This window comes from Rhodothermales bacterium, assembly GCA_041391505.1.
GTDB lineage: Bacteria > Bacteroidota > Rhodothermia > Rhodothermales > JAHQVL01 > JAWKNW01.
Window position 1 is genome coordinate 14,502 of sequence record JAWKNW010000019.1, and the last position, 18,575, is coordinate 33,076.

13 protein-coding genes and 1 tRNA gene are annotated in these 18,575 nt (G+C 64.9%); 7 read left to right on the forward strand and 7 right to left on the reverse strand.

Annotated features, from left to right (window positions below; genetic code table 11):
- Window positions 1–89: 89 nt before the first annotated feature.
- Both R2834_16655 and R2834_16660 read right to left on the reverse strand, forming a co-directional pair.
- A complete protein-coding gene (locus R2834_16655) occupies window positions 90–3,125 on the reverse strand; it encodes a DEAD/DEAH box helicase family protein (protein MEZ4701966.1) in 3,036 nt (1,011 codons plus the stop codon).
- A 276-nt stretch (window positions 3,126–3,401) separates the two neighbouring features.
- A tRNA-Thr gene (locus tag R2834_16660) sits at window positions 3,402–3,474 on the reverse strand.
- Window positions 3,475–3,763: 289 nt separating this feature from the next.
- Here R2834_16660 and R2834_16665 point away from each other — a divergent pair.
- From R2834_16665 to R2834_16675, 3 genes are all read left to right on the forward strand, one after another.
- Window positions 3,764–4,342: an ATP-binding cassette domain-containing protein gene (locus tag R2834_16665; GenBank protein MEZ4701967.1), complete on the forward strand. Its 579-nt coding sequence runs from the start codon at window positions 3,764–3,766 to the stop codon at window positions 4,340–4,342.
- A gap of 362 nt (window positions 4,343–4,704) precedes the next feature.
- Window positions 4,705–6,177, forward strand: coding sequence for a glycine betaine ABC transporter substrate-binding protein (locus R2834_16670; protein MEZ4701968.1), 1,473 nt, complete (start codon window positions 4,705–4,707; stop codon window positions 6,175–6,177).
- Window positions 6,178–6,240: 63 nt separating this feature from the next.
- Window positions 6,241–7,728, forward strand: a complete 1,488-nt coding sequence (locus tag R2834_16675) for a carboxypeptidase M32 (protein ID MEZ4701969.1) — start codon at window positions 6,241–6,243, stop codon at window positions 7,726–7,728.
- A 130-nt stretch (window positions 7,729–7,858) separates the two neighbouring features.
- Here R2834_16675 and R2834_16680 read toward each other — a convergent pair whose 3' ends face one another.
- From R2834_16680 to R2834_16690, 3 genes are all read right to left on the reverse strand, one after another.
- Window positions 7,859–8,293, reverse strand: a complete 435-nt coding sequence (locus tag R2834_16680; protein ID MEZ4701970.1) for a hypothetical protein — start codon at window positions 8,291–8,293, stop codon at window positions 7,859–7,861.
- A 385-nt stretch (window positions 8,294–8,678) separates the two neighbouring features.
- Window positions 8,679–10,169: a HAMP domain-containing sensor histidine kinase gene (locus tag R2834_16685; GenBank protein MEZ4701971.1), complete on the reverse strand. Its 1,491-nt coding sequence runs from the start codon at window positions 10,167–10,169 to the stop codon at window positions 8,679–8,681.
- A 6-nt stretch (window positions 10,170–10,175) separates the two neighbouring features.
- Complete coding sequence (locus tag R2834_16690) at window positions 10,176–10,943, reverse strand: response regulator transcription factor (GenBank protein ID MEZ4701972.1); 768 nt, start codon at window positions 10,941–10,943, stop codon at window positions 10,176–10,178.
- A 138-nt stretch (window positions 10,944–11,081) separates the two neighbouring features.
- On the opposite strand from R2834_16690, the gene R2834_16695 reads away from it, so the two are divergent.
- Complete coding sequence (locus R2834_16695) at window positions 11,082–12,461, forward strand: 3-deoxy-7-phosphoheptulonate synthase class II (protein MEZ4701973.1); 1,380 nt, start codon at window positions 11,082–11,084, stop codon at window positions 12,459–12,461.
- 191 nt (window positions 12,462–12,652) lie between these two features.
- On the opposite strand, the gene R2834_16700 is transcribed toward R2834_16695, so the two are convergent.
- Complete coding sequence (locus R2834_16700) at window positions 12,653–13,729, reverse strand: M42 family metallopeptidase (GenBank protein MEZ4701974.1); 1,077 nt, start codon at window positions 13,727–13,729, stop codon at window positions 12,653–12,655.
- A gap of 312 nt (window positions 13,730–14,041) precedes the next feature.
- Here R2834_16700 and R2834_16705 point away from each other — a divergent pair, with 312 nt between their 5' ends.
- The 3 genes from R2834_16705 to R2834_16715 all read left to right on the forward strand — a co-directional run bounded on the left by R2834_16705 (window position 14,042) and on the right by R2834_16715 (window position 18,141).
- Window positions 14,042–16,297 (forward strand): PIG-L family deacetylase, encoded by a 2,256-nt coding sequence (locus tag R2834_16705; GenBank protein ID MEZ4701975.1) that lies wholly within the window; start codon window positions 14,042–14,044, stop codon window positions 16,295–16,297.
- Window positions 16,298–16,445: 148 nt separating this feature from the next.
- Window positions 16,446–17,357, forward strand: a complete 912-nt coding sequence (locus tag R2834_16710; protein MEZ4701976.1) for a hypothetical protein — start codon at window positions 16,446–16,448, stop codon at window positions 17,355–17,357.
- A 304-nt stretch (window positions 17,358–17,661) separates the two neighbouring features.
- The gene (locus tag R2834_16715; protein MEZ4701977.1) at window positions 17,662–18,141 is read left to right on the forward strand and encodes a DinB family protein; all 480 of its coding nucleotides are present in this window, start codon (window positions 17,662–17,664) and stop codon (window positions 18,139–18,141) included.
- A gap of 112 nt (window positions 18,142–18,253) precedes the next feature.
- Here the strand turns inward: R2834_16715 and R2834_16720 are convergent, their stop codons facing one another.
- Entirely contained in the window at window positions 18,254–18,565 is a 312-nt protein-coding gene (locus R2834_16720) for a hypothetical protein (GenBank protein MEZ4701978.1), read from the reverse strand.
- Window positions 18,566–18,575 lie beyond the last annotated feature (10 nt).

Below are 18,575 nucleotides of genomic sequence, written 5' to 3' on the forward strand. Positions count from 1 at the left end.
ATCATGGTTGTCGGGTGATGTCGGGGGCGAAATTGTCGGGTTTGGGTACATGTGTCGGGTTACGGCCCCTGGTGGGGGCCTAACCCGACCTACGGGGTTGGCGGGGTGGCGACGGGTAATTGCAATGTGTCGACCAACCTTGCGAACGCGGCCTCGATCTCGAATACCTCGGTGAATTCCACAAACGCCCATCGGCCGTAGGCGCGGAGATTGTTCACCCCGGGCACCCAGTATTCCTCCATCGTCGCCTTCTTCTCCTTTGCGTCCTCGCCGCGGTAGCCTTTGATCTCCACGATGAGGTGGAGCGGGTCCTCGTGGCCGTCGTCGATCTCGACGATGAAGTCGGGGATGTACGTCCGCATGATCGAGCCGTAGCGGTAGGGGACTTCCAGGCCCAGGTTCTGGTTCTTCACGTAGGCCCGCACGCGCGGGTGCGCCTCGGCGACGCGGCAGAACTCGGCCTCCCAGTCGCTGTCCATGATCACCCAGTTCACGTGGCACCGGTGCGGGTCCGTTCGCCAGCGCGAGGGCTTCGAGGTGTTGAAGTTCACGAAGGCCGTCGAGCCCGTCGGGTTGTAGGGATCGAGCACGGCCTTCACCGGGCGCTCGCCGATCAGGGCGCGGGTGATGCCGGCGGTGATGCGTTCGCAGGCCATGTCCGCCAGTTCCTGGTACATGAGCTGGGCCGGGTACGTGCCGCCCGTGCACCGCAGGCAGGTGTCGAGCCACTGCTTGACGATCCGCTTGAGCTGGCCGAAGAGATACAGCTTCGGCTCCTCACCGGGGTCGCGCCATTTCGTGTAGAGCAGGCGCTGGGTGAGGTGGTAGAGGAGCGTCGAATGCCGGAGGTCGCGGGTGTGGATCAGGCTCAGGTCCACCCCCTCGCCGATGATGCCCTGGTTTTTGGTGATCGTGGGTCCGACGAGGTCGGGCGTCAGTTCCAGGACTGAGTCGGCGTTGAAGGCCGCTTCCAGCCGTTCGTCCGGCAATTCCACACGGTAGCCGAGCACACGGGGGAAGGTGATTTCGAGCGCGTCGCGCTCGGGGCGGACGGCCGTCACGTTGATCGTTTCGCGCGGCGGGACGATGCCGGCCACGACCGGCTTCGCCGTGAAGTCGAACGGGATGCCGAGCACGTCGGCGTATTCGACGTTAAAGAGGCCCTCCTCGTTGAGTTCATACGACTGCCGGCGGAGCGCCCGGCCGATCACCTGCTCGCATAGGAGCTGGGTGCCGAAAGCGCGCACGCCCAGGACGTGCGTCACCGTGTTGGCGTCCCACCCCTCGGTGAGCATCGACACCGAGACCACGCAGCGGATGGACTCGCCGAGCCGGCCTTCCTTGCCCACCGTATTCATCACCTCGCGGAGGATGTCCTGGTCGGACGGCTCCTGTCCTGGTGCCCCGTTGTTCGAGCGAAGGTTGATTTCCCGCTTGAAGCGATCGATCTCGTCGGATGCGGCGTCGCGGAAGGCGTTGTCGAGCGCATCGCCCGATTCGAGTTGTTCGCTGTCGATGAGCAGCGTGCGCGGGCGGGGTAGCGGGTTGCCGTGCTGGTCGAAGTTGCGGAAGAGTTCGAGCCGGCCGTTTTCGAGGATAGAAGATCCGTCGTCGTTTTCACGGACGAACCCCGAGATGTAGTCGTACACCAGCTTCGAGGTCGCCGTGTTGTTGCAGACGACGATAAAGCAGGGCGGGACGCGGATGCCGGCGTCCCGCCAGCTCTCGAACGTCTTTACGTAATGGCCGTAGAGCGCGTCGAGGGCCGTCTGCAGTTCCACGGGGATGCTGAGCGGATCGAGGCCCTTCGACTGGCCGCGGCCTTTCTTCGGCATCTTCTTGCCGATGTGTTTCCACAACTCGCGGAAGCGCGGCATGTCGCTGCCCGGGATGTTGTCCGCCACGGGCACGCGAGGCAGCTTCACGATGCCGCATTCGATGGCATCCATGAGCGAGAAGTCGGACATCGTCCACGGAAACAGCGTGCCTTCCGCATACCCCGAGCCCCGGAGGAAAAACGGCGTCGCGGAAAGATCCACCACGCGCGCGACACCGAGTTTGCGGTTCACGGCTTCGATGCCCGAGATCCAGAGCCGCGCGGCTTCGTTGTTTTTCTTCGCCTCATCCTTCTCGTCGCCCTTCAGCTCGCGAACGTCGTCCGTGCCCGGCTTTTCGCGGTAGCAGTGATGTGCCTCATCGTTGATCACCATGATGTTCTTCATGCCCATCAGTTCGGGCATGACCCGCTGGAGCATCTGGCCCTCCGATTCGAGCGTGTCGAGGGCTTCGCCGCGTCCCTGGAGGAGGGCGCGGTTGCCGGCGGCGAGGTTCCACCGTTCGCGGAGTTTAAACGCGTGGTAGTTGGTGATGACGATCTTCGCCTTCAGGATATCCGGCAGAAGATCGTTCGGTATCAGCTCGCGGGTGGTGAAGTAACTGTCCGTATCGTTGGGTTGGAGGACACGGAGTCGGTCCTTGATCGTAATGCCCGGCGCTACGATCAGGAAGCCGCGGGTGAACCGTTTGCTCCCGGGCCGGCGGACAGCGTTGATCGTCTGCCAGGCGATGATCATGGCCATGACGGTCGTTTTGCCGGCGCCCGTGGCGAGCTTGAGCGCGAGGCGCATGAGCTCCGGGTTGGACATCGCGTTCGCCCCGTCGAGGTGCTCGAGGAATTGCTTCCCGATCGCCTGCGTGGGTGCGACTTCCGTCAGCCAGATGAGCGTCTCGATGGCTTCGACCTGGCAGAAGAAGGGTCGGATGTGCGAAAACGGGTGGGAACGCCAGTGCTGGAGGAGCCGGGCCGTTTCCGGGGTCACCCCCCATTTGCCCGGTTCGGGGATCATGCGCCATCGGTCGACTTCGCGGCGAAGGGCGTTGATGACCGGCGTCGGGTTGTACTGCTGGTCTTCGGAGGAAAGCCCCTTCCCCTCGTCGAAGACGAGCGCGGTCTGCCGGGCGGTTTTCTGCTTATTCGGTTTGGGGATAGGCGTGATGAGGTCGACGCGCCGGCGGTGTCCGATGATGTTCATCGTCGGCTGGCCGTCCTCCGTCAACTCCCAGTGCCGCGTGGGATATTCGTAGGGGGAGTTGAGGATGGGCTGGTCGAAAAACGGGTTGTGCATGCTCGGGCGTGAAGGGCTCGAAGACGGGACCGGGCTGGAATCGTATCGGTTGCAATATAGGCTTCGGGCCGAAACGTAGCGCCACGGGGCGGCAAACGGCCAGGAAGCGCTTCACGAGGGTCAGCCCGGGCGCATGCACGTGCGTGGGGCAAGCCTCGGAAGTGGAATGGAGGGCAAAGTTTATTTACCCTTCATTACATGCGCAAGAGGCGGCGAAGCTTTCGGATCGGGTTTAACAAAAAAGCCGGCCCGACGAATCGTCGGGCCGGCTTGCCGAGCCAATGAGCGGACTTGAACCGCTGACCTGCTCATTACGAGTGAGCTGCTCTACCAGCTGAGCTACATTGGCGTATGTAAGACCGAGCGCGTCTGGGGGCGATCCCCGGGCTGCTCCTCGCACCGCGAGGATTCGCTCGGCCAGACAACGACGAGTCAACCCCTTCGCTGTCAGGGCTTTCTTTCACGCCGGCACCCGCGCCGGGATCCCGCGCGGGGCCCATCCAAAAAATCTCCTCACGGTTTCTTCATCGTCCCGGGGCGGACCTCCTGCGTACCGGCTGGCATTCCATACACCGGTTTCCCATTTTGTGGGTGGATAGACGTCCAGCGAAACGACACCCAGCTTGCTGCCTAACCCCATGCTCCACCTCGACCGGGTCTCCAAGTCGTACGCCGGCCTCCTGGCCCTCGCGCCGATCGACCTCGCGCTGGAGCCGGGACGAACCACGGTGCTCATCGGTCCCAGCGGGTGCGGCAAATCGACCCTGCTGCGGCTGATGAACGGCCTCATCGCGCCCACCACCGGGACGATCTTTTTCGATGGCGAACGCCTCACGCCCGAACGCCTCCTGCCCATGCGCCGCCGCATGGGCTACGTCATCCAGAGCGGCGGCCTCTTTCCGCACATGACGGCTCGCGACAATGTGACGCTCATCGCCCGCCACCTCCGCCGCGACCCGGCCTGGATCGACGCCCGCGTCGACGAACTCGCCACGCTCGTCCGCATGCCGGCCGACCGGCTCGACCGGTATCCCCTCGAACTCTCGGGCGGACAGCAGCAGCGCGTCGGCCTCATGCGGGCACTCGTGCTGGATCCCGACGTGCTCCTCCTCGACGAGCCGCTCGGCGCCCTCGACCCGATGATCCGCGCCGGCTCAGCGCGACCTCCGGGGCATCTTCCAGTCGCTCAAAAAGACCGTCGTCCTCGTCACGCATGACCTCCACGAGGCCGGCTATTTCGGCGACACGATCCTCCTCCTCAAACAGGGACGCGTCGAACAGCGCGGCCCCTTCCAGAGCCTGCTCGACCGGCCGGCCAACGATTTTGTCCGCGACTTCGTCCGCCGCCCAGCGGTACGCGGATGACCACCGGATAGCCTGGCAGCATGGCTCGGTTCGCGCCGCGAAACCCCCTCGTATTTCAGGACGTGGGATAAAAAAACGCCTGTCTTTCGTTCGCCGCCCGGAGCCTCTTGTTAACCCCCGTCCTTCAGGGCGGGGTCGAAAAACCCGCCTGGCTATAATCTGCCGCTTTGAATCGCTTTTTAATACCCATCCTTCAGGGTGGAGCAGGGTGACGATGTGCCTGGCCTTCGCCGCGCTTGTCATGCAGACCGCCGGCGCCCAACCCGTCCGCGTCGGCTCAAAATCCTTCACCGAGGCGGTAATTCTCGGCGACCTGGTGGCGCAGCTCGTCGAAAGCGCCGGCTATCCCGCCGAGCACCGCGCCGGCCTCGGCGGCACCACCTTCCTGTGGAACGCGCTGCTGGCCGGCGAACTGGACGTCTATCCCGATTACACGGGCACGCTCATTCAGGAAGTGCTCGCGTCGGAACAGCTCGCGGGCATCGATGCGTTGCGGGAGGCCCTCGCCACGCGCGGCATCCGGATGACGGCGCCGCTCGGATTCAATAACACGTACGCGCTCGGGATGCGCGCCGACCGGGCGGATGCGCTCGGCATCCGAACGATCACCGACCTGCGCGCGCACCCGGAACTGGCCGGCGGCTTCTCGAACGAGTTCATGGATCGGGCCGATGGCTGGCCCGGGCTGCGCGATGCCTACCGGCTTCCCCACGCGCGCGTCCGCGGCCTCGACCACGACCTCGCCTACCGGGGCATCGAAAACGGCAGCATCGATTTTACCGACCTCTATTCCACCGACGCGGAGATTGCCTATTATAACCTCAGGGTTATAGAAGACGACGCCGGCTTCTTCCCCGAATACCAGGCCGTCGTGCTCTACCGGGCCGACCTCGAAGCGCGGGTGCCCGAGATCGATGCGCTGCTTCGCCGGCTCGAAGGCCGCATCGACGCGCCGGCGATGACGCGCATGAACGCCCGCGCCAAGCAGGACCGCATCCCCGAAAAACAGGTGGCGGCCGACTTCCTGAACACGCAGATCCTGGGTGTGGATGCGGTGGAAGTGGCCGTGGAATCGCGCGCGGCGCGCCTCGCGCGGCATACGCGGGAGCATCTCCGCCTCGTGCTGATTTCCCTGGCCGCCGCCATCCTCGTGGCCATCCCGCTCGGTGTTCTCGCGGCGCGACACGACCGGGCCGGCGCGGTCATTCTCGGCCTCGTCGGGATGATCTATACGATCCCGTCGCTGGCGCTGCTGGTGTTTATGATCCCACTGCTGGGCATCGGGGGGCCGCCGGCAATGGTCGCGCTTTTCCTCTACAGCCTCCTCCCGATCGTCCGCAACACCCACGCCGGCCTGAAGGACATCCCGCTGCCGCTCCATGAATCCGCCGAGGCGCTGGGGCTGGCGCCGGCGGCCAAACTCTGGCAGGTCGAACTGCCGCTGGCCTCGCGCTCCATCCTGGCCGGCGTGAAGACGTCGGCGATCATCAACATCGGCACCGCCACGCTCGGGGCGCTCATCGGGGCGGGCGGATACGGGCAGCCCATTCTCACCGGCATCCGGCTGGACGACGTTGGCCTGATTCTGGAAGGCGCCGTCCCCGCCGCCGTGCTCGCGCTCGTCGCGCAGGCGCTGTTCGACGGGGCGGAACGATGGATCGTGCCCCGGGGTTTGCGCCTCCGGTAAGGCCATCTTTCACTTTCAGCACGACCATGCAGGGGCGCCCTCGGGGCGTCTCCCCGGGATCCAATGACTGATACCCTCAAGCAGTTACGGGCCAGCCTCGCCCGCGTACGTGACCTCGAGGCCGCCGCCAACGTTCTCGAATGGGACCAGGAGACCTACATGCCCGACGGCGCCGCCGAGGCGCGCGCGCATCAGGTGTCTACCCTCCGGCAGCTGGCGCACGAATACCTGACGACGGATGAGCTGGCCGGCCTCGTCGAGACGCTCGACGGCAAGCTGGAAGGCGACGACGCGGCGCTGGTGCGCGTCACGCGCCGGCTGATCGACCGGAAACGCCGGCTGCCGGCCTCGCTCGTCGCCGAACTGGCCGGGGCGGTGTCGCGGGCGAAACAGGCGTGGAAATCCGCGCGCGAACGGAACGATTTTCCTGTGTTTGCGCCGCACCTGAAGCAGCTCATCGACATCAACGTGCGCATCGCCGAGGCCATCGGGTATGCGGAAAACCGCTACGACGCGCTGCTCGACGAATACGAGCCGGGGATGACGACCCGCGAGATTGCCTCCGTCTTTGCCGAACTCCGCGAGCGGCTCGTGCCGATCGTCCACCGCATCGCCGCGGCGCCGCCGGTGGATGCAGGCGTGCTGACGCGGGTGTACGACACGCAGAAGCAGTGGGATTTCGGGATGCAGATCCTCCGGGATATCGGGTACGACTTCAACCACGGCCGGCAAGACCTCTCCGCGCATCCGTTCACGACGTCCTTCTCGATCACCGACGTGCGCCTCACGACGCGCGTCAGCGAGCGGTTCCTGCCTTCGGCGCTGTTCGGGACGCTCCACGAAGCCGGGCATGGCCTCTACGAGCAGGGGATCGATCCGGCGTTCGACCGCACGCCGCTGGCGGACGGCGCTTCGCTGGGCATGCACGAGTCGCAGTCGCGCCTCTGGGAAAACCTGGTGGGCCGGAGCCGGCCCTTCTGGGATCGGTACTACGCGAAACTGCAGGCGGTCTTCCCCGAACAGCTCGGGGGGATATCGCAGGATGCGTTTTACCGCGCCGTCAACGCCGTCTCGCCGACGCCGATCCGCGTCGAGGCCGACGAGGTGACCTACAACCTGCACATCATGCTCCGCTTCGAGCTCGAAACCGAGATGATGGATGGCGCGCTGGCCGTGGACGACCTGCCGGCGGCCTGGAACGAGCGCATGGCCTCCTATCTCGGGATCCGTCCGCCGAACGACGCCGATGGGGTCTTGCAGGACATCCACTGGTCGCTCGGAGCGTTCGGCTATTTCCCGACCTACGCGCTGGGCAACCTGATGTCGGCCCAGCTATTCGACGCCGTATCCGCGGCGATCCCGGATCTGGAGGATCAGATCCGCGCCGGCGCGTTCGCCCCGTTGCTCGGCTGGCTGCGCACCCATGTCCACCGCCACGGCAAGGCCGTCGATGCCAACGAACTGCTGGAACGCGTGACGGGCCGCCGGCTGACGAGCGATAACTGGATCGCCTACATCGAGCGGAAATACGGCGCGCTGTACGGTGTTTGAAACGCGTCGGGTGTTGCTGGGGGGTGATGGCGTCGGTTACGGTCCCTGGGGGACCTAACCCGACCTACAGGGGCGGCTTGGCGCCGTCGGCTTACGGTCCCTGGGGGGACCTGATTCCACCAACGGGGGGTTATCGTTTTAGGGGGAGGCGGTATTGGTACGGATCCGATTTGCGCAGCTCCTCGCCGACGCGTTCGAGGAAGCGGTGGCGAAGAAGGAGGCCGACGATTTTCTGGCTGCGTTCGACGCTGAAGCCGAGGTCGTACGCCATTTTAAAAAACGCAATCTGGGAGAAGCTGCGGGGGAGGACCACGTAGAGCTTCCGGGCGTCGTCGGGGAGGGGGGACTCGGCGTCTTCGCTGTCTTCCTGGGCCGGCACGTCAAGCGCCTGAAAGAGGCGCAGGCGCGTGATCTCGCCGCGCAGCTCGCGGTTTTCGGACTGCAGTTGATCGATGGTCGCGCGCAGCTGGTCGACCTCGCCGGCGGACGGGCGGGTGCGGTTGCGAACGACGCTGGGATGCGGACGAAGCATGGGGCTGAAATCGCCCATCGGAAAAGCCTTCATGGAGTCACCTTTCGTGAATGGCAAGGGCAGAGCCTTGATGTGCTCTACATGTGACGGTATCGATTGAAAAGAAGCTCACCCGCCCACTGGCCGGAGGGGGACAAGCGCAATCGAAACGAGAAGCCTATCGAGCTGCGAACTCCTGATTCAGCGGGATTCGATGCGTGTCAGCGCCGCTGAAGAATGGATGGATCCGATCGATGCCCGGTCGCCGCGCTCCTGTTTTCGCCGCGGCCGGTTTTCGTGGATCGGGGCCTAATGTAGGATGTATTTATGTAAGAGTCCAGTACCTGAACGGTGAATGTTCATTTTTTTTCGGACGGATATCGCCGCAAAACGATCAGAATCCTTGTTTTGAAACAAAAGTCCGTTATTGACTGGTGGTTTACGCCGGCTGCAGCGCGGCCCGCTTGACCAGGTCCCGGCGGGTGGGCAGGCGGAAATCGAACGACGTGCCCTGGTTGACGATGCTGTGCACATGCAGGGCGCTGCCGTGCAGCTCGACGATCTTCTGGGCGATGGCCAGGCCCAGGCCGGCGCCGCCGTTTTCCTCCGGCGCGCGGCTCTTCTCGACGCGATAAAAGCGGTCGAACACCCGCAAGAGATCGGCCTCCGGGATGCCGGCGCCGGTGTCGGCCACCTCGACGCGCACGTAGCCGGCGTCGTTCGTCGGGATGATCCGGACCGACCCGCCGGCCGGGGTGTGGCGCAGCGCGTTGTCGATCAGGTTCGAGATCGCGCGTTCGACGAGCGCGATGTCGGCGAAGACGAGCGGGAGGGGGGCGGCGACGTCGGCCGTCAGCTGGATGCGGTTGCGCTCGGCGATGGGGCGGAAGTGCATCACGAGGTCCTGTGCCAGTTCCGCGATGGAGAACTGCTCGATCTGCGGCTCGATCTGGCGGGCGTCGAGCTTCGACAGCTCGAAGAGCGATTCGATCAGCGCGCCGAGCCGGCGGGTGTTTTTTAGCCCGACCTCCAGATAGGCCTGCCGTTCATTCGCGGAGAGGCTTTCGTCCTTGATCAGGATCGTTTCGAGATAGCCCTGGATGGAGGCGAGCGGGCTGCGCAGGTCGTGCGATACGTTGGCGATGAGTTCGCGGCGGAGCTGGTCGGCCTGCTTCAACTGGTCCATGTTGGCGACGATCGTATCCGCCATCTGGTTGAACGCCACGCCGAGTTCGCCGAGTTCGTCGGCCGCGCCGGGCTGGATGCGTTTCTGGAGGTTGCCGCGTTCGAAGGCCTTGACCGACTCCCGCATCCTGCGGAGCCGTTTGGTCAGCAGCGCGAACAGGATCATTCCGACGATCACCGACACGAGCAGCGTGAGCCCGATGCCCAGCGCCGACGTGCGCACGATGTAGCTGTCCCGCAGCATGTTGGCGACCGTCTCGTAGCGCTCGCCGCCGAGGATGACGTAGAGGTAGCAGCCGGTTTCGCCCATGATGGTGATCGGGGCGACGGTGAACGGCTTCTTCCGCCCGACGCGCAGGGGGTCGTCGCCGAGGATGGGCAACTCGGCGCCGGCGAGGTAGGCGTCGAGCGGCGCCAGATCCACGTGCGGCATCGGCAGCGGCTGTCCGTCGGGCACGAAGTGCGCCTTGATCACGCCATCCGGCCCCATCAGGTAGATCTCGATGCGGCGGTTCAGACCCATCATGTCCGAGATCTCCATCTGGATCATCTTGTCATCGATCTTCTCCATCAGCCAGGGCTGGAAGACGACGGCCAGATCCTGCGCGAGCGTCCGGTTGAGCTTTTGTTCGGTCTCGGTTTCGAGCTGCAGCGCCGCCTGAAAGCCGAGGATGGAAACGACCACGACCACGATCAGCATCAGCAGCAGGAAGATGGCCGACAACTTGGCGTAAAAACTTCGCATGGGGCGTCAGGACTGCAGTTCGTCGGGTTCGGCAAAGCGGTAGCCGTGGCCCCAGACGGTTTTGATGTAGCGGGGTTCGGCGGGGTCGGGTTCGATCTTGTTGCGCAGCCGGTTGATGTGGGAGTTCACCGTGTGGCTGTAGCCGCTGTACTGGTAGCCCCAGACGATATCGAGCAGCTCCTGCCGGCTGTACGCGCGCCCCGGGTTTTGTGCGAACAGCATCAGGAGGTCGAACTCCTTGCCCGTCAGGTCCAGCGCCTCGCCGTGGAGGAGCACCTTGCGCTTCTCCGGATCGACGAAGAGGTCGCCGAAGAGGAGGGGCTGGGCTTCGGCCGCCGGCTGCGCGATTTCCTGAACGATGTCGAATCGCCGGAGGATGGCCTTGACGCGGGCGAGCAGTTCGCGGATGCTGAACGGTTTGGTGAGGTAGTCGTCGGCGCCGAGTTCGAGGCCGAGGACCTTGTCCAGCTCCTCGGATTTGGCCGTGAGCATGAGGATCGGCAGCGCGCGGTTCTCGGAGCGGACGCGTTTGCAGACCTCGAAGCCGTCGAGCCCCGGCAGCATGATGTCGAGGATCAGCAGGGCGTAATTTCGGGTTAGCGCCCGCTCCAGGCCGCTTCGGCCGTCGCGCGCGATGTCGGTCGCGTAGCCGAGGTCGCCGAGGTGGATCTGAAGCAGGCCGGCGAGGTCAGGATCGTCCTCGACGATCAGGATGGCCGGCGTGTCGGCGGGCACGGTGGACATGGCAAACGGGGCGGGTGCGGTGGATGTCATGCGTGGTAGGATCAGGATGGTATACTTCAGGGTTGACGATGATCCGTGGCCGATCAGACGTCATCCCAAGAATACCGACGCGCCCGCCTCGCAATCATCACGGAAACATAACAAAAGCGGCATCCCACCCGACACCCGATGGCGAATCCATCCGTCCCCACCGATCCCCGCGCCGACTGGTCGCCGGCCAGCTGGCGCGCCCGAAAGGCCCTCCAGCAACCCACCTATCCCGACCCCGACGCGCTTTCGAACGTCCTGGGCCGCCTTTCGCGCCTCACGCCGCTCGTGACTTCGTGGGAGGTCAAGTCGCTCCGCGAACAGCTGCGCGAGGCCGCGCAGGGCAAGCGGTTTCTGCTCCAGGGGGGCGACTGCGCCGAGAGCTTCGACGAATGCGAGGCGGACATCATCACCCGCCGGCTCAAGGTCCTGCTCCAGATGAGCGTCGTGCTGATTTTCGGGCTCCGGCTGCCGGTCATCCGCGTCGGGCGCTTCGCCGGGCAGTATGCCAAGCCGCGCTCCGAGGACACCGAGACGATCGACGGGGTGACGCTGCCGACCTACCGGGGCGACATGATCAACGGGCTGCCGTTCACCGAGGAGGCCCGCGTGCCGGCGCCGGACCGGCTCCTCCTGGCCCACAGCCGCTCGGCGATGACGCTCAACTTCGTCCGCTCGCTGGTGACGGGCGGCTTCGCCGATCTGCACCATCCGGAATACTGGGACCTCGACTTCCTGGGCGATTCGCCCCGCGCCGCCGATTATCGCGAGATGGTCAATGCCATCAAGGAATCCGTCTCGTTCATGGAGACCTTCGCCGACACGAAAAGCGCTGCGCTCGACCGGGCGCCGTTTTACACGAGCCACGAGTCGCTTTTTCTGCCCTATGAAGAGTCGCAGACGCGCCGCGTGCCCCACAATCCGGGCTGGTACAACCTGTCGACGCACATGCCCTGGATCGGGATGCGGACGGCCTTTCCGGAGAGCGCACACATCGAGTATGTCCGCGGGATCGAGAACCCCATCGGGATGAAGGTGGGCAAGGCGATCGGACCGAAGGACCTCATCGAGCTGATCGAAATCCTCAATCCCGCCAACGACCCCGGCCGGCTCACGCTGATCACCCGGTTCGGGAAGGACCAGATCGAGGCCGGCCTGCCGCCGCTCATCGAGGCGGTCAAAAAAGCCGGCAAGCAGGTCCTCTGGATCTGCGACCCGATGCACGGCAACACCATCCGCACCGAGTCCGGCTACAAGACGCGTCCGTTCGACTATATCCTTTCCGAGCTCGAACAGGCGTTCGAGATCCACCACCGGATGGGCACCTACCTCGGCGGCGTCCACCTCGAACTGACCGGCGAAGACGTCACCGAATGCACCGGCGGAGCCCGCGGCCTCGAACACGGCGACCTCGAACGGGCCTACAAAACCCAGGTCGACCCCCGCCTGAACGCCGAACAGGCGCTGGAGATGGCGCTCAGCATCGTACGGAAACGCCGCCTCATGCAACGCGCCGGGTGAAGCGCGCGCGGCTTCGGAACTGACGGCCGTTCGGTGCGGAATCGAGATGCTGGATCGTCGACTATTGACTCGATTCGGGGAGACCAGCATCCAGCATCCTGCATCTTGCATCCAGCATCCATCGCTTCCAACACTCAACCCGAGCCGAACGCATCCCGTCGCCCCCAATCCCGCACTCCAGCCCCGCGATCTCAAATCGGCAGCTTGAACCCGTCGCCGGCGGATAACGAGTACACAAACGCCGTGAGCAGCTTCACCACGGCGTCGATATCGGCGGTATCCACCATCTCCACCGTCGAGTGCATGTAGCGCATCGGGAGGGAGACGAGCGCGCTGGGGATGCCGGCGCGGGAGTTGAAGATCTGGTCGGTGTCGGTGCCGCTGAAGTAGGACGAGGCTTCGTGCTGGAGCGGGATGCCTTCCTGCTCCGCCACCTCGATCAGGCGCTGGACGACGAGGGGATGGGTCGCCGAGCCGTGGGTCAGGCCGGGGCCGCCCCCCATCTTCACTTTGCCGTGTTTCGGTTCGCTGATGCCCGGGGAATCCGTGGCGTGGCAGACGTCGAGGACGACGGCGACCGTCGGGTTGAGCCGGTAGCTGACCATCCGTGCGCCGTGGCCGCCGATTTCCTCCTGCACGGCATTGACGGCGTGCACCGTCGCCGCCGGCCGGGGCCCCGCGGCCAGGCGGGCCATCACGCGGGCGATGATGTAGCCGCCGATCCGGTTGTCGAGCGCGCGCCCCACGATGCGGTTAGCACCCAGCTGTCGGGCCGACTCGGCGAACACGGCCGGATGCCCCACCCGGATGCCGCGCGCCGCCACCTCGGCCTTGCTGCCGGCGCCGATGTCGATGAAGATGTCGTGCCAGTCGGGCACCTTGTCGTCGTTCCGGTCGCGCAGGTGGATGGCCGTGTTGCCGACCACGCCCTCGACCTCGCCCTGGCTGCCGAGGATGCGCACGATGCGGCCGCGCGTGATCGCCCGGTCCGATCCCCCGATGCGGACGATGTAGAGAAAGCCCTCGTCGGAGATGTGGTTGACCATGAACCCGATCTCATCGGCGTGCGCTTCGAGCATCAGGCGCGGCGCGTCGTCCTTGCCCGTGCCGTCGAGTGTGGCCCAGGCCGTGCCGTAGTGGTCGCTCTCGACGCGGTCCGCATGCCGGCGGACGTATTCGGCCCAGACGCGCTGGCCGGCGGACTCGAACCCCGAAGGGCTCGGCGTGTCGAGGAGCTGGAAAAGAAAGGCTTTGTCGGATGAGGTCATGGGATGAGGGGTGCTGGGTGCGGGATGTTGGGTGCGGGATGTTTGGATGCGGGATGTTTGGATGTGGGATGCGGGATGCAGGATGTTTGGATGTTGGATGCAGGATGCAGGATGCAGGATGTTTGGATGCGGGATGCAGGATGGGGTTCGGGGAATCCTCAGGGCCTGGTAGGGGGTTGGGTACGACGGAGGATGCCGGCGGCAAGATCTTTTACCGGATAGCGTCGTTCAGCACATGAACATTCCGTATCCCGTATCTTCCGTCCAGCATCCCGCTTCCCACCCTCTTCGCGGCCGAAAAATAAGAAACGCATGCGACTCAACGTGTCCCTTCTGCTGCTATTCATTTTCGCCGGCGTGGGCCGGCAGCCGGCTTCGGCCCAGAGCGCCGCGCCGCTGGTGGTGATGAACCTCGCCGCGCATCCAGACGACGAGGACGGGCGGACCCTCACCTACTACCGAAAAGCCGACGATGCGATCGCCTATAGTGTGATCTATACCCGGGGCGAAGGCGGCCAGAACGAGATCGGCCCCGAACTCTACGAAGAGCTGGGCGCCATCCGGACGCAGGAAACCGAACGCGCCGCGCGGCAGCTCGGGACGCAGGTGTATTTCCTGAACTTCAAGGACTTCGGCTTCTCCAAGCAGGCCAGCGAGGCGTTTGAGAAGTGGGGCGGGCGTGACGAGGTGACCTCGCGCATCGTGTACCTCGTCCGCAAGCTGAAGCCGGACGTGATGTTCACCAACCACGACACCCTCACTGTCGGCCCGAACCTGCAGCACGGCCAGCACCAGGCCGTCGGCATCTCGGCGTACGACGCGTTCGCCCTCGCGTCGGACCCGACGTATCATCCCGAGCAGCTCGAGGAAGACGGGGTGGACCTCTGGCAGCCGAAGCGGCTCTTCCTTCGCCTCTGGCGGCGGACGGATCAGCCCTACGATGCCGAGGTGCCGGTGACGGACATGAACGCCGCGGCCGGCAAGAGCTACGGCGACATTGCGACCGACGCGCTCCGCGAGCATGCCTCGCAGGGGATGGGCATGTTCGCCGCCTTCCGTCGCATGCAGGACAACACCTTTTTTGTGCTCCTCCGCGAAGCCGACGGGGCGCCGCCGATCACGTCGGACCTCGCGTCCAACCTGCCGGCGAACCGGAGCGCCTCGCCGGACCTGAGCTACTGGATCGCCTCGGGCCGCATCGAGCCGGCGCCGGAGGGCTTTTTCACGCTCAGCACCGCCGTCGCGGTGCCGGGCCAGCAGGTCGAGGTGCGCTTCGCGCCGATGCGGATGGATGCCCCGCCCATGCACCTCACCTTTACGGGAGCCATCGACACCACGCTGGTGCTGTCCGCCGGCTCGGATCGCGTGGTCTCGCTGCGTGTCCGCCCCGACGCCGCGGCGACGCTACCGCGGGTTGAGCGCCAGTACGACCGGTTTACGAACGATCCGCCGGTGACGTATACCCTCCGCCGGGGCGACGCCCCGCAGCTCGTCGCCGCCGGCCATCTTCCGCTGGAGATCGCGCCGCCCATCGTCGTGACCGCGTCGGAGCAGGTGATGCGGCTCCGCGGCGGGGCGAACGCGCTGGCGCTGAATCTGGATGTGATGGATCCGAAAGCCACGCAGGTGGCGTTCCGCCTCGCGGTGTCGAGCGACGGCGCGCGCGACGTGCTGCATACCACCCAGCAGACCGTGCAGATCGCCGGCGGCGACCGCCGCGCGGTCACGCTCGACTTCGATCTGCCGTCCTCCCTGCCCGAGGGCGACTATACCGTGGCGGTAACCGGGATGGCCTCGCCGGCGACCGGGCCGGCCACGCCGTCGCATACCTTCGTGAAGGGGCGCGTCTTCAACGTGCTGGTGCCTGAAAACCTGCATGTCGGCGTCGTCGCCAGCTACGACAACACCCTCGACCAGGCGCTGACGCAGTTGGGGGTCGACCACGTCCTCCTCGACTCGCTGACGCTGGCCGAGGGCGACCTAACCGCCTTCCAGACCATCCTGGTGGACATCCGGGCCTATCTCGTCCGCGCCGACCTGCGGGCGTACAACGACCGGCTGCTCGACTGGGTCAGCGCCGGCGGGCATCTCATCGTAAACTACCAGAAGACGTTCGAGTGGAATGCAGAATTCGCCGACCCGTTCGATGCATCGAAGAAAAACCCGGACAACCTCGCGCCCTATCCGCTCGTCCTCAGCCACGACCGCGTGACGCGCGAGGATGCGGAGGTGACGGTGCTCATGCCGGAGTCGCCGCTGTTCCACAAGCCCAACGCGATCTCGGCGTCGCTGTGGGACGGATGGGTGCAGGAGCGCGGCCTGTACTTCCCGGGCGAATACGACGCGCGCTACCACGAAGTCTTCAGCATGCACGACCCCGGCGAAGCCCCGATGACCAGTTCGACGCTGCTCGCCGAATACGGGAACGGGACCTATCTCTATACGGCGCTCGGCTGGTATCGGCAGTTGAAAGAGTTTCACCCCGAGGTGTATGCCTTCTTCGCGAACATGATCAGCCTGCCGTTGACGGACGAGCGCGACGCGAAAAAGGCAAGCAATCTCGAATGAGCAAGGTCGCCGGCGGGCATCTCGATGGATGCCGCGTCGCGCCACATCGTGGGGGCAAAAGGGGCGGCAAAATTCCTCTCCGGAGGTAGGATGTAAGGATGGCGTCGGATGTAGATTGGTCCGATCGATTCACCAACCGCAAGCCAACATGAGCTGCCTGCGCGCATCCGGAATAGCTGTCCTTCTCCTCCTGGTAACGCTTCAGGCCGCCGCCCAGGGCTACCAGCCGGCGGCCGAGTACCAGTCGCTCCTGAACCTGCGATTCTACGAGGCCAACGGCGGCTTCAACGTCGACGGTCTGCAGGTCGTCTTTCCGCCCCAGGGGGCGGAGGCGTCGCTCGTGGTGTCGGGCGGGGGTGGCGCCCCGGTCACGATCCCCCTGCGCGTCGAGCCGGCGGGCGATTTTCCGGCTTTCGGAAGATTGGTGGCCAACAGCGGCCCCGGCATTTTTCAGCTCAACAAGGCCGGCGACTTCACGATGACGCTCCAGGTGAACGGCGAGGCCGTCACCACCCTGCCGTTCACGCTCGAAGGTGGCAGTAGCGGCGACCCGTTTAATCCCAAAACGAGCTACCGGCGGGCAGGTCCCTGGGCCGACCTGGCCTACTTCTCCGCGCCGGTGGACGACCCCGCCGGCCTGGTCAAGATCAACTGGTGGTCCAGCCTCCGCGAAGTGCCGGATGCCGGCAGCCGCGCCATGCTGACCGTTCATATCCTGAAGGGCGGCAAGGAAGTCGCCGCCACGACCTCGAACACGGTCCTGAGCAACGACGACTGGCAGTTCTTCAGCCGCGAGATCGCCAGGGGATCGAGCGAATACCTCACGCTGAAAAACCTCGCGGCGACGGACGGGGGCTGTGAGGTGGTGATCAAGGCGGATGGCAAGCCGATCAAGACGTTCCCGTTCACGGTCGCCGCCGGCAAGCTCCTCCCGCACGGACGCAGCGCGCTCGACTACGCACCGCACACCGATTTTCTGTCGCCCCGGCTCGTCGACATGTCGTCGGGATCGTCCTCCTCCTACAAGATGCTCGAAGCGTACTGGATGCAGGCGAAGTAGGTGTCTGGGCTCGCGAAAAAAGGGTCCAGTACCCTGTGACATAGCGTTGACATCGGGGCCGGCGTAACCTGCGGACGTACATTCACTACGCGATCTTTCGCGCGTCATCGAGGCGATGTCGAGACGCGGGAGTCAAGAGACTGGATACGCTCCGGGTGCGTGTTTTGTCGGCGATCCAGTATCTCGTATCCTGCATCCCGTATCCTGCATCCCGCATCCAGCATCCGGCCTCCCGCATCCCAATGCCCGGCACCGGACGTTCGAAACGCGCGCAAGATCAGTCACCAACTCCCGAAGCACCATTATGGCTACCGAAAAAAACCACACCCTCTTTATTCCCGCCGATGCCTTTCTCGAGCACTGGCAGGGTCATCGCCGCCTGACGCGCCGCATCATCGAGGCGTTTCCGGAAGACAAGTTTGCCTCGTTTTCGATCGGCGGGATGCGTCCGTTCTCCGAGCTGGTCGGCGAGATCATCGGCATGACCGTGCCCACGGTCGTAGGCGTAGCGACGGGCACATGGGAATTCAACCCGGGCCCGAAACCGGCCACGAAGGAAGAAGCGCTCCGCATGTGGGATGAAGCCACGAAAGGCCTGGATAAAGCCTGGGCCACGATCCCGGGGCACCGGTTCCTGGAGGTCGACCTGGCCTTCGGGCAGTGGGAAGGACCCGGGTACTGGATCCTGAACTACATCGTCGACAACGAAGTCCACCACCGCGGCCAGGGTTACGTGTACCTCCGCGCCCTGGGCATCGAGCCGCCGTTCTTTTACGAGCGCTAGGCTGGGGAGAGGTTCAACGTTCAAGGTTCGAGGTTCCAGGGCATTCGATATGATGACCTGGCTCATCGAAACTTGAACGTTGAGCCTCGAACCTCGAACCTCGAACCTAGAACTACAACCGCCCCATCTCAATTATCTCGATGGGCGTGCCCCACATCACGGTGGTCATGACGTCGGTGCGGAGGCGCATGTCGAACTGGACGCGCAGGCCGTCTTCGCGGTAGGTGAGCGCGAGGTTGATGGGGAAATAGCGCTCGCCGTCCTCGGCCTCGATGCCGTAGAAGCCGCCCTCGAGGTCGAGGTAGACGATGGTGCCTTTGAAGGGCATCGTCGCCTGGACGCTTCCCTCGGCATTCGGGGAAGAGGTCGTTTTGCACGCCGGCGCGGCGAGGACCAGGAGGAGCAATCCGAGAAGGAGGCGCATGGAGATCGGG

Bases quoted from the DNA above. Each gene is read 5' to 3' on its own strand.
- R2834_16655 (MEZ4701966.1), bottom strand. From the start codon at position 3,125: ATGCACAACCCGTTTTTCGACCAGCCCATCCTCAACTCCCCCTACGAA.
- R2834_16665 (MEZ4701967.1), top strand. From the start codon at position 3,764: ATGCTCCACCTCGACCGGGTCTCCAAGTCGTACGCCGGCCTCCTGGCC.
- R2834_16670 (MEZ4701968.1), top strand. From the start codon at position 4,705: ATGTGCCTGGCCTTCGCCGCGCTTGTCATGCAGACCGCCGGCGCCCAA.
- R2834_16675 (MEZ4701969.1), top strand. From the start codon at position 6,241: ATGACTGATACCCTCAAGCAGTTACGGGCCAGCCTCGCCCGCGTACGT.
- R2834_16680 (MEZ4701970.1), bottom strand. From the start codon at position 8,293: ATGAAGGCTTTTCCGATGGGCGATTTCAGCCCCATGCTTCGTCCGCAT.
- R2834_16685 (MEZ4701971.1), bottom strand. From the start codon at position 10,169: ATGCGAAGTTTTTACGCCAAGTTGTCGGCCATCTTCCTGCTGCTGATG.
- R2834_16690 (MEZ4701972.1), bottom strand. From the start codon at position 10,943: ATGACATCCACCGCACCCGCCCCGTTTGCCATGTCCACCGTGCCCGCC.
- R2834_16695 (MEZ4701973.1), top strand. From the start codon at position 11,082: ATGGCGAATCCATCCGTCCCCACCGATCCCCGCGCCGACTGGTCGCCG.
- R2834_16700 (MEZ4701974.1), bottom strand. From the start codon at position 13,729: ATGACCTCATCCGACAAAGCCTTTCTTTTCCAGCTCCTCGACACGCCG.
- R2834_16705 (MEZ4701975.1), top strand. From the start codon at position 14,042: ATGCGACTCAACGTGTCCCTTCTGCTGCTATTCATTTTCGCCGGCGTG.
- R2834_16710 (MEZ4701976.1), top strand. From the start codon at position 16,446: ATGAGCTGCCTGCGCGCATCCGGAATAGCTGTCCTTCTCCTCCTGGTA.
- R2834_16715 (MEZ4701977.1), top strand. From the start codon at position 17,662: ATGGCTACCGAAAAAAACCACACCCTCTTTATTCCCGCCGATGCCTTT.
- R2834_16720 (MEZ4701978.1), bottom strand. From the start codon at position 18,565: ATGCGCCTCCTTCTCGGATTGCTCCTCCTGGTCCTCGCCGCGCCGGCG.